General features: G+C 71.8%; 12 protein-coding genes. 4 read left to right on the top strand and 8 right to left on the bottom strand.

Annotated features, from left to right (window positions below; translation table 11 throughout):
* Nucleotides 1–52 precede the first annotated feature (52 nt).
* A complete protein-coding gene (locus G515_RS0117190; protein ID WP_036555927.1) occupies nucleotides 53–244 on the top strand; it encodes a PspC domain-containing protein in 192 nt (63 codons plus the stop codon).
* 24 nt (nucleotides 245–268) lie between these two features.
* On the opposite strand, the gene G515_RS0117185 is transcribed toward G515_RS0117190, so the two are convergent.
* From G515_RS0117185 to G515_RS0117175, 3 genes are all read right to left on the bottom strand, one after another.
* The gene (locus G515_RS0117185; protein WP_028661140.1) at nucleotides 269–1,114 is read right to left on the bottom strand and encodes a DUF3097 domain-containing protein; all 846 of its coding nucleotides are present in this window, start codon (nucleotides 1,112–1,114) and stop codon (nucleotides 269–271) included.
* An 83-nt stretch (nucleotides 1,115–1,197) separates the two neighbouring features.
* Entirely contained in the window at nucleotides 1,198–2,055 is an 858-nt protein-coding gene (locus tag G515_RS0117180) for an MBL fold metallo-hydrolase (protein WP_028661139.1), read from the bottom strand.
* Nucleotides 2,056–2,167: 112 nt separating this feature from the next.
* Nucleotides 2,168–2,875: a hypothetical protein gene (locus tag G515_RS0117175; RefSeq protein WP_028661138.1), complete on the bottom strand. Its 708-nt coding sequence runs from the start codon at nucleotides 2,873–2,875 to the stop codon at nucleotides 2,168–2,170.
* Nucleotides 2,876–3,086: 211 nt separating this feature from the next.
* On the opposite strand from G515_RS0117175, the gene hrcA reads away from it, so the two are divergent.
* From hrcA to G515_RS0117160, 3 genes are all read left to right on the top strand, one after another.
* A complete protein-coding gene (hrcA, locus tag G515_RS0117170) occupies nucleotides 3,087–4,112 on the top strand; it encodes a heat-inducible transcriptional repressor HrcA (protein ID WP_036555924.1) in 1,026 nt (341 codons plus the stop codon).
* A gap of 107 nt (nucleotides 4,113–4,219) precedes the next feature.
* On the top strand, nucleotides 4,220–5,392 hold the full coding sequence (gene dnaJ, locus G515_RS0117165) for a molecular chaperone DnaJ (RefSeq protein WP_028661136.1): 1,173 nt from the start codon (nucleotides 4,220–4,222) through the stop codon (nucleotides 5,390–5,392).
* A 10-nt stretch (nucleotides 5,393–5,402) separates the two neighbouring features.
* A complete protein-coding gene (locus G515_RS0117160) occupies nucleotides 5,403–6,143 on the top strand; it encodes a 16S rRNA (uracil(1498)-N(3))-methyltransferase (RefSeq protein ID WP_028661135.1) in 741 nt (246 codons plus the stop codon).
* A gap of 6 nt (nucleotides 6,144–6,149) precedes the next feature.
* On the opposite strand, the gene G515_RS22115 is transcribed toward G515_RS0117160, so the two are convergent.
* From G515_RS22115 to G515_RS0117135, 5 genes are all read right to left on the bottom strand, one after another.
* On the bottom strand, nucleotides 6,150–7,166 hold the full coding sequence (locus G515_RS22115) for a Gmad2 immunoglobulin-like domain-containing protein (protein ID WP_036555922.1): 1,017 nt from the start codon (nucleotides 7,164–7,166) through the stop codon (nucleotides 6,150–6,152).
* Nucleotides 7,167–7,240: 74 nt separating this feature from the next.
* Nucleotides 7,241–9,118: an acetyl/propionyl/methylcrotonyl-CoA carboxylase subunit alpha gene (locus tag G515_RS22110; RefSeq protein WP_036555919.1), complete on the bottom strand. Its 1,878-nt coding sequence runs from the start codon at nucleotides 9,116–9,118 to the stop codon at nucleotides 7,241–7,243.
* A 13-nt stretch (nucleotides 9,119–9,131) separates the two neighbouring features.
* A complete protein-coding gene (locus G515_RS0117145) occupies nucleotides 9,132–10,688 on the bottom strand; it encodes a carboxyl transferase domain-containing protein (protein WP_028661134.1) in 1,557 nt (518 codons plus the stop codon).
* Nucleotides 10,688–11,524 carry an HpcH/HpaI aldolase/citrate lyase family protein gene (locus G515_RS0117140; protein WP_028661133.1) on the bottom strand — a complete coding sequence of 279 codons (837 nt, stop codon included), beginning with the start codon at nucleotides 11,522–11,524 and terminating at the stop codon, nucleotides 10,688–10,690. The genes G515_RS0117145 and G515_RS0117140 overlap by 1 nt, the downstream gene beginning before the upstream one ends.
* Nucleotides 11,521–12,018: a MaoC family dehydratase gene (locus G515_RS0117135; protein WP_036555916.1), complete on the bottom strand. Its 498-nt coding sequence runs from the start codon at nucleotides 12,016–12,018 to the stop codon at nucleotides 11,521–11,523. The genes G515_RS0117140 and G515_RS0117135 overlap by 4 nt, the downstream gene beginning before the upstream one ends.
* Between the last annotated feature and the right edge of the window lie 45 nt (nucleotides 12,019–12,063).

The raw sequence follows: 12,063 nt of genomic DNA, 5'->3' as shown, positions 1-12,063 counted from the left end.
TCAGGGTCGCTCCCGATGGGGTGGGCGGCCGGTCCGCCGTAGCGTGGAGGACATGAGCAGCACGACCCTCTCCCGCCCCAGCCACGACGCGATGATCGCCGGTGTCTGCGCCGGGATCGCCCAACGCTTCGGCTGGAACGTCACCCTCGTCCGCGCCCTGGCGATCGCCTCCTGCCTGCTGCCCGGGCCGCAGTTCATCCTCTACATCGCGATGTGGATCATCATGCCGAAGGCCGCCTACTGAGCCTGACGGCGTGGCCGGCCGGGCTCACTCCACGGTGACGAAGTCGATCAGTTCCTCCACCCGGCCCAGCAGGGCCGGCTCGAGGTCGGCGTAGGAACCGACCTTGGACAGGATGTGCTGCCAGGCGCGGGCGATGTCGGCCTGGTTGCGGTGCGGCCACCCGAGCTGCTGGCAGATCCCCTTCTTCCACTCGATGTTGCGCGGGATCCGGGGCCACTCCTTCAGCCCGAGCCGGTCCGGCTTGACCGCCTGCCACACGTCGATGAACGGGTGCCCGACGATCCGGACATGGGCGCCGTGGGGACCTCGCATGATCGCGTTCGCGATCCTGCTCTCCTTGGACCCCTGGACCAGGTGGTCGACCAGGACGCCGACCCGCCGCTGCGGGCCGGGCTGGAAGTCGACGAGGTGGTCGGCCAGGTCGTCGACCCCGCCGAGGTACTCGACCACCACCCCCTCGATCCGCAGGTCGTCGCCCCACACCTTCTCGACGAGTTCGGCGTCGTGCCGGCCCTCGACGAAGATCCGGCTCTGCCGGGCGACCCGGGCAGGTGCCTTCTCCACCGCGATCGACCCGGACGCCGTGCGCCGCGGCCCGGCGGGCGCCGCCTTGGCGGGCACGGCCGGGCGAAGGATCACCGGCTTGCCCTCGAGCAGAAAGCCGGGGCCGAGCGGGAAGACGCGTCGCTTGGTGCGCCGGTCCTCCAGGGTGACGGTGCCGAGGTCGCGGTCGACCCGCACGATCTCACCGACCCACCCGGTCTCGACCTCCTCGACCACCGCACCCAGCTCCGCAGGGGCCTCCACGGCCCGCCCGCGCTTGGGCTTGCGCCAGTCCCCGGCCAGTACGTCGGTCCCGTAGCGATCCACGACGAGCGACCGTAGCCCAGCGGGGCCCTCCACCGGTGCCGCGACGCGCGGGGTGTGACCCATCCGCCGGCCCCAGCCGGCGATCAGATCAGCGGCAGCCGCTTCTGCGAGCGCGGCAGGTGGGCGAAGCCGCGGCGTACGGCGTCGCGCAGGGTGGCGGCGGGGAACGGCCATTCGGCCGCCTCGAGCGCGGCGTCCGCGTCGAGTCCCTCCCCGGCCAGGTGGCGGATCGTCTCGGCGACCACGCCGAGGGAGGCGCGCTGCTCCAGCACGAACTCGCGCCCGACCGGGGCGCCGTGCCCGGGCAGGACCACCGTGTCGGGGCCGAGCAGGCCGAGGACGAGGTCGAGGCTGAGCGGCCACTCCAGCGGGAAGGAGTCGGGCCCGTACGCCGGTGGCCCGGACTCCTCGACGAGGTCGCCCGCGACGAGGACGTCCGCCTCCGGCACGGTCACCACCAGGTCGCCGGCGGTGTGCCCGCGGCCGGGGTGCAGGAGTTCGAGGCGGCGATCGCCCAGGTCGATCACGGCCACCGAGGAGAACAGCCGGTCCGGCAGCAGGACCGGGGTCCGCCGCAGGTCCTCGCGCGCGGCGTCGTCGGGGGCGGTGCCGAGGGCTTCGGTACGACCCTCCTCGGCATGTTCGCGCAGTTCCTCGGCCGCCTGCTCGTGGGCGTGGACGGGCACCCCGGCGTACTCCTCGCGGAGTCGGTGGTTGCCGAAGCAGTGGTCGACGTGCCAGTGGGTGTTGACCAGGGCGACCACCTCGCCGGGGAGCCGGCGCAGAAGCGGCACCAGGTCGTCCGCGGCGCCGGAGGAGGGGAGTGTGTCGATGACGACCAGTCCGTCCTGGCCCCCGACCACGGTGAGGTTGACCTCGCACCAGGGGTGCCGCAGCAGCCACACCCGGTCGGATATCTCGCTGAACCCGGCTGACCTCACGCCGTCACCCTATGCCCGGACCGGCCATCCCCCTTGAGGCCGGTGCGGGCCAGCCCTGCCCGCTGGGGTGTCCCGCGGTCCGTGTCCGCGGGCGGGTGAGGTCAGGCCGGGTTCAGCAGATGCCCGGGTGCAGCTCGTGGCGAAGCAGCATCCCGAGTTCTTCGGTGGTGACGGCCGGATGCGGGAAGTCCAGGTGCATCCGGTGGGCTCCGTCGAGATCCACCCAGTCCACTGCCACCGAGTCGCGGGTCAGCCCGGAGAGCTGGACCCCGACGATCTCGCGGAGGCGCACCTGCTGGCGGTGCGAGACCGCCCGGCGCAGTTCCTCCTGGTGACACAGGTTGGCGTGCTCCGCCGAGCGGAGCAGGTAGCCGTCGTTGAGCTGGTGCACGTCCGAGCGGAACTCCGCCAGCGGCACCCGCATCCGCTCCTCGGGCGCACCGTCGGGTGAGGAGCGCACCAGCAGGGCATAGGTGACATCGAGGCCGACCAGGTCACGGATCTCATCGCAGCAGGTGCAGGCCTCCCGTCCGATCGTGCGCAGCGACCCGGCGACGCGCAGGGTCGTGCGACGCGCCGGTGACCCCGGTGTGCCCAGGCCGGAGTGGATGGTGAGCAGGGCCTCGTGACCGGCGGCGCCCGCGAAGGAGAGCGGTCCGTCCAGGGCGCAGGTGAAGGTGGGCACGGCGCCGGCCTCGCGCATCGACGTACGCTCGTCGCCCTCGAGGGGGACGCCGTCGACGACAAGCTCCACCTGGGCGGGGCAGGAGAGAATGCTGCGCGCCTCGGCGGCGAGGCGGATCGTGTCGGCGACCTGCACGGTGATACCTCTCAGGGAAGTCGGATCAACTGCTACTCACTAAGGTGAGCCTAACCTATGCGATGGTCCCAGTCGACGGCATGTGGCGCGCAACACTCGGACACCTCGGCTGGGTCGGGGTGGGGGGCCGGGCTGTAGCATTGGCACTCCGGGGTATTGAGTGCCAACATCGACCGATGATCCGGCCGGCCCGATCAGGAGGTGCAGCAGCGTGCAGCAGGATGACCGGAGACTCGCCGTACTCCGGGCGATCGTGCAGGACTACGTCTCCACCTCGGAGCCTGTCGGATCCAAGACCCTGGTCGAGCGGCACCGCCTCGGAGTCTCGCCGGCGACGGTCCGCAACGACATGGCGGCCCTCGAGGACGAGGGCTACATCCACCAGCCGCACACCAGTGCCGGCCGGGTGCCCACCGACAAGGGCTACCGACTCTTCGTCGATCGCCTGACCACGGTCAAGCCGATGAGCTCGGCCGAGCGCCGCGCCATCTCCAGCTTCCTGGACGGGGCGGTCGACCTCGACGACGTCGTCCAGCGCTCGGTCCGCGTGCTGTCCCAGCTGACCCATCAGGTCGCCGTCGTCCAGTACCCCACCCTGGCCCGCTCGACCGTGCGGCACATCGAGCTGGTCTCGCTCACCGACACCCGCCTGCTGGTCGTGCTGATCCTCTCGACGGGCCGTGTGGAGCAGCGCGTCGTGGAGGTCGCCGACGACTTCGACGACGAGGCGCTCGCCGACCTGCGCACCCAGCTCAATCAGGTGGCTCAGGGGGGCGTGATCGCCGAGGCGGCCAGGTTGCTCAAGGAACTCGCCGAGGAGGCCGACCCGGCCGGCGCCGGCGCGACCAGCGCGGTCGTGGATGCCCTGACCGAGGCGATGGTCGACCACCGCTCCGACGAGCGGATCGCGGTGGGCGGCACCGCCAACCTCGCCAGGTACGGCGACAGCTTCACCACCGCGGTCGGACCGCTGCTGGAGGCCCTCGAGGAGCACGTCGTCCTGCTCAAACTGATGGGCGAGGCCAGTGCCGGTGGAGCGCTGACCGTGCGGATCGGGGCCGAGGGACCCTACGAGGAGTTGTCCTCGACCTCAGTGATCGCGACCGGTTACGGTCCGCGCGACGAGGCTCTCGCGACCCTGGGAGTGGTCGGCCCGACCAGGATGGACTACCCCGGCACGATGGGCGCGGTGCGCGCCGTCGCCCGCTACGTCTCCAAGATCCTCGACGAGTCGTGAGACATCCGCACCGACCGGTCCGCCACCAGACCGATCCCGACCACGTGAACCGGCCGCCCACCTCGGGCCGGCATCCGAACTCGCACCGGAACTAGGAAGAGAAGACGTTGGACCCCTACGAGCTCCTCGGCATCGACCGCGACGCCGACGACGCCACCATCAAGAAGGCCTACCGCAAGCTGGCCCGGCAGTACCACCCCGACGTCAATCCCGGTCCCGAGGCCGAGGAGAAGTTCAAGGAGATCTCGCACGCCTACGAGGTGCTCTCCGACCCGCAGAAGCGGGCGGCCTACGACCGGGGCGGCGACCCGTTCGGCGGGGCCGGTGGCTTCGGCCAGGGCGCCGGTTTCTCCTTCACCGACATCATGGACGCCTTCTTCGGCGGGGCGGCCGGTGGGACCGGCGCCGGCCGCGGCCCGCGTCCGCGCGTACGCCGTGGCCAGGACGCCCTGATCCGGCTCGACATCGACCTGGCCGAGGCTGCCTTCGGCGTCACCCGGGAGCTGAAGGTCGACACTGCGGTCCTCTGCACCCTGTGCCAGGGCGAGGGCACCGCGTCGGGCACCCACCCGGTGCCGTGCGAGACGTGTCACGGAGCCGGTGAGGTCGCCCAGGTGCAGCGGTCCTTCCTCGGCGAGGTGCGCACCCTGCGGCCGTGCGCGGCCTGCCGAGGCTTCGGCAGCATCATCCCCGACCCCTGCCGGGAGTGCTCCGGTGACGGTCGGGTCCGCTCGCGTCGTACCCTCACCGTGAAGATCCCGGCAGGCGTCGACACCGGCACCCGCGTGCAACTCGCCGAGCAGGGCGAGGTCGGGCCCGGTGGCGGCCCCGCGGGGGACCTGTACGTCGAGATCCACGTGGCCAAGCACCCCACCTTCGTGCGGCACGGCAACGACCTGCACTGCACGGTCACGCTGCCGATGACCGCGGCGGCCCTCGGCACCACCCTCACCCTGCCGACCCTCGAGGCCGACCTGGTGGCAGGGGAGACGCCTGACACCGAGGGGCTGGAGACCTCCTTCGACCTCGAGGTGAAGCCGGGCACCCAGTCGGGCCAGGACACCGTGCTCAAGGCTCGTGGCGTGCCCGGACTGCGTGGCGGCCGCGGTGATCTGGTCGTGACCGTGGCCGTGGAGACTCCCACCCGGCTCGACGACGCCCAGCAGGACCTGCTGCGCCAGCTCGCCGAGCTCCGCGGCGAGGACACTCCCACGGGCAACCTCAAGCAGGGTGGCCACGGTTTCTTCGGCAAGCTCCGCGACGCGTTCAACGGGCACTGAGAGGCCGGCCATGTCGCTCCCGGTCCACCTGAGTCCTTCACTGGCCGGAGTGGCGCCCGGCGAGACCGTCACCCTGGAGGGCGACGAGGCGCACCACGCGGTCGCCGTACGTCGGTTGCGGGTCGGTGAGCAGGTGATGCTCACCGACGGCGCCGGAACCGCGGCGGTCGGCGAGGTCGCCGAGACCGGGAAGCGTCGGCTCTCGGTCACCCTCACCCACGTGGAGCACTCTCCGGAGCCGGACCCCGCCGTGACAGTGATCCAGGCCCTGCCCAAGGGCGATCGTGGCGAGTTGGCCGTGGAGGTGCTCACCGAGGTCGGGTGTGCCCGGATTGTTCCCTGGGCGGCGGCCCGCTCGGTCGCGGTCTGGAAGGGGGAGCGGGCGACCAGATCCCGGGCGAAGTGGCAGTCCACCGCCAGGGAGGCGGCCAAGCAGTCCCGGCGAGCCCACCACCCCGAGGTGAGCGGCCTGCACGACACCCAGCAGGCCGTCGACCTCGCCGCGGACGCCGACCTCGCGGTGGTCCTGCACGAGGAGGGCGCGGTCGCCCTCGCGTCGGTCCCGGTGCCCGAGAGCGGTCGGATCGTGGTGGTCGTCGGGCCCGAGGGCGGTCTCACAGCCGAGGAGATCGCCGCCTTCGAGGCGGTCGGAGCCCAGACGGTCAAGCTCGGCGCCGAGGTGCTGCGCACCTCCACGGCGGGTGTGGTGGCGGTCGCCGCACTGCTGGCCCGTACGCCGCGGTGGGCGTGAGCGCGCTCAGCGCACGGTGATGGTCTTGGAGTCCTCGAAGGGCCCCGGGCCCTCCTGACCACCCGTCGGGTCGTCCGTGCGCGCGATGAAGGTGTAGGTGCCCGGATCGAGCCGGCCCAGATCGACGCGGACGGTCCAGGGATAGAGCCGTCCCATCCAGCCCTCCGCGGTGCCCGAGCCCCGGGCGACCACCTTGCCCGAGTCGTCCTGCACCTCCCAGGGGACGGTGGCCTCGAACGAGCTCGCCCGCCCCTCGGCGGTGATGGTCGAGGCGGGCACGCTCTGACCCTGGGCGGGCGAGGTGATGTTGACCAGGGAGAGCACCTTCAGCTCAGGTGCCGCGGAGAGTCCCCCGGAGGTGTCGAAACCGAAGAGCGTCGTAGGAGTCGCCGCGCCCCGGACGATCACCTCCACCGGCCGACGGGTGCCGAGCGCTCCCTGGACGGTGTAGACCACGGATTGGGCGGCGAGCCTGGCCTGCTTGGGCGTGAGCGTGCCACGCTCCGGCCAGACCGAGTCCTTCGCCACCACGATCCGGATCCGTCCGCCCCGCTGCTGCACGGAGAGCACCTCGCCGGGAGGGACCAGGGTGGAGTAGTCGGGGTCGGTGGGTACGCCGTTGGCGAGCGCGTCCAGGGCCGAGGCTGCGACATCGCCGCCCCCGACCACCTGGAACTCGCGGTACAGACGCGGTCCCATCGGGGTGTCGCCGACGTAGTAGATCGGGGCGGTGGCTGCCCCCGGGGTCGCGTCGTCGTCGGCGGCCGCGGAGCCGCTCGAGGCCGCCCCGGTGGGTGCAGTGGAGCTAGCCGAAGTCTCCGTCGGAGCCTGGGTCTCGCCGGGGGAGTCGCTCGGGGTCTCGCGCGGGGTCGCTGACCCGGCCTGTCCCGGTGCCTGGCTGGTGGGGCTCGCCCCGGGGGTGTCCTCGGCGGTCGAGGGGTCGCCCCCGCACGCGGTCAGGGTTGCACCCGCGGCCAGGAGCGCCAGGGCGAGCCGGCGCTTGCTCGGCGTCTCAACAGACATGCCGCCCATCCTGGCGCGTCGTCCTCGCCGAGCGAGCACCACACGCCGATCACCCCCGAGTCGCACCGTGACGCTCACGCGCTCTCGGCCGACCCGGCGGCGGAGAGGGGGGCGACCTCGGCCACCAGTGCTCCGAGCGCGATCTGCTCGCCGGGGCCGGCGTCGACCGCGGTGACGGTGCCGTCGAAAGGCGCTCGCAGGGTCAGCTCCATCTTCATCGCCTCGATGACGGCGACGACCTGCCCCTCCACGACCTCGTCACCGACGTTGACCTCGATCCCCAGGACGGTGCCGGGCATCGGGGCCGTGATGGTGCCGTCACCGGCGCCTGCCTGGTGGGGCCGAGCGGGGTCGGGCCGGTCGAAGGCGAACCGCTGACCGTGCAGGACCAGCTCGACCACGTCGGGTGTGATCGTGGCGACCGGTGGGGAGGGCTGATCGCCGGTCAGGGTGACCGCCTCGTCGAGTTGCACGACCACGGGTGCGGCCGGACCGCCGGCGCGGAAGCCGTCGGAGGCGAAGACGCCGTCGGTGCGCCGCTCGGACAGGTGGAGCGCCCAGGCCGCGAGTTCACGGGCGGGGGCGGGGTCGGGCGCCGGAAGCTGCTCCGCGAGCCGGGTGGGGTCGTCCAGCCAGGCCGTGTCGACAGCAGCATCGCGGAACGGCGTCGAGGCGACAAGCGCGCGGAGGAACCCGGTGTTGGTGGTGAGACCGTGGATGGCGGTGTCCTCCAGCGCCGCGACCAGCCCGATGCGGGCACTCTCCCGGTCGGGGGCGTGCACGATGACCTTGCCCAGCATGGGGTCGTAGGACGTGCTCACGACCTGCCCGCTCTCCAGGGCGTGGTCGACCCGCACCCGGGCCCCGATCCGGACCAGGTCGGTGTCGGTGGTCGGCCACGAGACGTACGACGCGTGCCCGGCCTGGGGGAGGAAGCCGCCGAAGGCGTCCTCGGCATAGACCCGGGCCTCGATGGCGTGCCCCTCCCGGCGCACCTCGGCCTGGCCGATCGGCAGTGGCTGACCGTCGGCGACGAGGAGTTGCAGTTCGACCAGGTCGAGCCCGGTGATCGCCTCGGTGACCGGATGCTCCACCTGGAGGCGGGTGTTCATCTCCAGGAAGTAGAAGTCGCCGGTGGCGGTGTCGAGAAGGAACTCGACGGTGCCGGCGCCGAGATAGCCGACCGAGCGGGCGAGATCGACCGCCGCCCCGGTGAGTCGCCGACGGGTCTGCTCGTCGATGGTGGGCGCGGGCGCCTCCTCGAGCACCTTCTGATGGCGGCGCTGGGGGGAGCAGTCGCGCTCCCACAGGTGCAAGACGTTGCCGTGCGCGTCGGCCATCACCTGGACCTCGAGATGACGGCCGTGCTCGACGTACTTCTCCACGAGCATGGTGTCGTCCCCGAACGCGGAGGCCGCCTCGCGACGGGCCGCGGCCATCGCCTCGGGGAGGTCCTCGGCCGCCCTGACGACGCGCATGCCCTTGCCGCCGCCGCCGGCGGCCGCCTTGACCAGGACCGGGAAAGCGTCGGCGGGGACAGCCGGATCACCGTCGGTCTCCGGTTCCCAGGAGGGCACCACCGGCACCCCGGCGTCCGCTGCGATCCTGCGGGCGGCGTCCTTGCGGCCCATCCTGTCCATCACCGACGCACTCGGCCCGACCAGGGTGATGCCGGCCCGGGTGAGCGCCTCGGCGAAGGCAGCCCGCTCCGAGAGGAAGCCGTAGCCGGGGTGCACCGCGTCGGCATCGGCCTCAGCAGCTGCGGCGACGACCTCGTCGATGTCGAGGTAGCTGCCGATCCGGATCGCCCGGTCGGCCGCGCGTACGTGGGGAGCCCGGGCGTCGATGTCGGTGTGGACGGCGACGGTGCTCAGACCGAGCCGGTGCGCGGTGCGGATGACGCGGAGGGCGATCTCGCCGCGGTTGGCGATCAACAGGGTGGAGAGCTTCATGGGTGCTCCTCGGTCACATCCGGAAGATCCCGAAGCGGGGCTCCGGGAGCGGTGCGTGCTGCGCGGTGGCGAGCCCGAGCCCGAGGACCCGCCTGGTCTCCACGGGATCGATGATCCCGTCGTCCCACAGTCGCGCGGTGGAGTAGTAGGGGGAGCCCTGGGTGTCGTACTGGGCACGGATCGGGGCCTTGAACGCCTCGATCGCGTCCTCGGTCTCCAGGTCGGAGCGGACCGTGGCGAGCACCGAGGCGGCCTGCTCGCCGCCCATCACCGAGATCCGGGCGTTGGGCCACATCCACAGGAACCGGGGGTCGTAGGCCCGCCCGCACATGCCGTAGTTGCCCGCGCCGAAGGAGCCGCCGATCACCACCGTGAACTTGGGCACCACGCTGGCGGCGACCGCCGTGACCAGCTTGGCGCCGTCCTTGGCGATGCCGCGGTTCTCGTACTCGCGGCCGACCATGAAACCGGTGATGTTCTGCAGGAAGACCAGTGGGATGCCGCGCTGGTTGCACAGTTCGATGAAGTGGGCGCCCTTGAGGGCGGACTCGCTGAACAGGATGCCGTTGTTGGCCACGATCCCGACCGGGTGGCCCCAGATCCTGGCGAAGCCGCAGACCAGGGTGTCGCCGTAGAGCTGTTTGAACTCCTGGAGGCGACCGCCGTCGACGACGCGGCGGATCACCTCGCGCACGTCGTACGGGGTGCGTGAGTCGGTCGGCACCAGGTCGTAGAGCTCCTCGGGGTCCTCGACCGGCTCCTCGACCGGTGCGACCTCCCAGGCCCGGGACGCCGGACGCTCGAGGGTGCCGACGATGCCGCGCATCAGATCCAGCGCGTGGGCGTCGTCCTCGGCCAGGTGATCGACCACGCCGGAGGTCCGGGCGTGGACGTCGCCGCCGCCGAGTTCCTCGGCCGTGACGACCTCGCCGGTGGCGGCCTTCACCAACGGCGGTCCGCCCAGGAAGATGGTGCCCTGCTCCTTGACGATCACGGTCTCATCGGACATCGCGGGGACGTAGGCGCCGCCGGCGGTGCACGACCCGAGGACGCCGGCGATCTGCGGGATGCCCCGCGCCGACATCTGGGCCTGGTTGAAGAAGATCCGGCCGAAGTGCTCACGGTCGGGGAAGACCTCGTCCTGGAGCGGCAGGAAGGCACCGCCGGAGTCGACCAGGTAGAGACAGGGCAGTCTGTTCTCGTGGGCGACGGCCTGGGCACGCAGGTGCTTCTTGACCGTGATCGGGTAGTAGGTGCCGCCCTTGACCGTGGCGTCGTTGGCCACGACCATGCACGGTCGGTCCTGTACCAGGCCGATCCCGGTGACCACGCCCGCGCTGGGCACCGCGAACGCGTCGGCCTCGGCACCCGGACCGTACATGTCGTAGGCCGCCAGCGGGCTGAGCTCGAGGAACGGACTGCCCGGGTCGAGCAGCCGGTCCACCCGGTCCCGCACCAGCAGCTTGCCGCGGTCGGTGTGCTTGCGGCGGGCACGCTCGCTGCCGCCCAGCCGCGCGGTGGCCAGGCGATCACGCAGTTCGGCGACCAGGTCGCGCATGGCGTCGGCCATCAGTGCTCCTGTCCTGAGGTGGCGGCGGCGAGCCGGAGGACCCGCTCGGCCTGGAGGTAGATCGGCCCGTCGACCATCCGGCCCTCGAAGGTGGTCACGCCTCGATCCTCGCCGACATGGTCGAGGAGCCGCTGCGCCCACGTGACGCGCTCGGCGTCAGGCGTGTACGCCGCGCGGATGACGCCCACCTGGGAGGGGTGGATCGCGACCGTGGCGTCGAAGCCGACGGCGACCGCGTCCTCGCACTCGGCGCCGAGTCCGTCGATGTCGGGGATGTCCATGTGCACCGCGTCGAGCGCCAGTCGGCCGTGCGTCTTGGCCGCCACCAGCGCGCGGGAACGGGCATACCGGGCGACGTCGCGGTAGCTGCCGTCGGGCCTTCGGCTGGCGGTGCCGCCCAGTCCCGCGACCAGGTCGTCGGCTCCCCACATCAGGGCGACGACGTTGTCGGGAGCGGCCAGGTCGGCGGCGTACTCGATCCCGCGTGGTGTCTCCACCAGGAGCACCACCTCATGCGGGAGGGCGGCGACCACCGCGGCGTCCTCGCTCTTGGCCAGCATCACCCGGCGCACCCCGGCGGCTGCGGTCGCCTCGAGATCAGGGGCGTGGTCGTCGGTGCCGGCGCCGTTGACGCGCACCACCGTGCGCTCCGGGTCGAACTCTCCGCGCCGGGCGAGGTCGCGCAGGGCGGCACGGGCCGCCGGCCGGTCGGCGGGAGCGACGGCGTCCTCGAGATCGAGGATCACGACGTCGGCCACGCCCAGAGCCTTGGCGTACCGGTCGGGGCGGCTGGCCGGGCAGAAGAGCCAGGCCGGGCCGGGCGCCCACGCGGTCATGCGCTGACCCCCGAGGAGTCGGCGGGACGCATCCGCACGAGCGTCTTCCTGACCGCTTTCGCGACCACGACGCCGTCCTGGTTGCGGGCCAGGTGCTCCAGACTCACGATCCCCTCACCGGGCCGGCTGGACGAGGGCCGCTTGTCCACGACGATGGTCTCGGCATAGAGCGTGTCGCCATGTCTGACCGGTGCAGGGAAGGAGACCTCGGAGAAGCCGAGGTTGGCGACGATGGTGCCCTGGGTCAACTGCGCCACCGACAGCCCGACCAGGGTGGAGAGGGTGAACATCGAGTTCACCAGCCGTTCGTGGAACGGACCCTGCTGAGCGCTCTCGTGAGCGTCGAGGTGGAGCGGCTGGGTGTTCATCGTGAGCGTGGTGAACAAGACGTTGTCGGCCTCTGTCACGGTGCGACCGGGCCGGTGCTCATAGATGGCACCCACCTCGAACTCCTCGAACCACAGGCCCCGCTGGATGATCCGCTTCGGCTCCATTGCTTCTCTCTCGTCGATGTCCGGCTGGTTGGCTGTGCTCTGTCG

The sequence above is a fragment of the Nocardioides insulae DSM 17944 genome, from assembly GCF_000422825.1.
GTDB lineage: Bacteria > Actinomycetota > Actinomycetes > Propionibacteriales > Nocardioidaceae > Nocardioides > Nocardioides insulae.
The sequence above is the reverse complement of the archived record's forward strand: the minus strand, read 5'-3'. Positions and strand labels throughout refer to the sequence as shown.

Bases quoted from the DNA above. Each gene is read 5' to 3' on its own strand.
- G515_RS0117160 (WP_028661135.1), top strand. From the start codon at position 5,403: ATGTCGCTCCCGGTCCACCTGAGTCCTTCACTGGCCGGAGTGGCGCCC.
- G515_RS0117135 (WP_036555916.1), bottom strand. From the start codon at position 12,018: ATGGAGCCGAAGCGGATCATCCAGCGGGGCCTGTGGTTCGAGGAGTTC.
- G515_RS22110 (WP_036555919.1), bottom strand. From the start codon at position 9,118: ATGAAGCTCTCCACCCTGTTGATCGCCAACCGCGGCGAGATCGCCCTC.
- G515_RS0117140 (WP_028661133.1), bottom strand. From the start codon at position 11,524: ATGACCGCGTGGGCGCCCGGCCCGGCCTGGCTCTTCTGCCCGGCCAGC.
- G515_RS0117145 (WP_028661134.1), bottom strand. From the start codon at position 10,688: ATGGCCGACGCCATGCGCGACCTGGTCGCCGAACTGCGTGATCGCCTG.
- G515_RS0117190 (WP_036555927.1), top strand. From the start codon at position 53: ATGAGCAGCACGACCCTCTCCCGCCCCAGCCACGACGCGATGATCGCC.
- G515_RS22115 (WP_036555922.1), bottom strand. From the start codon at position 7,166: ATGTCTGTTGAGACGCCGAGCAAGCGCCGGCTCGCCCTGGCGCTCCTG.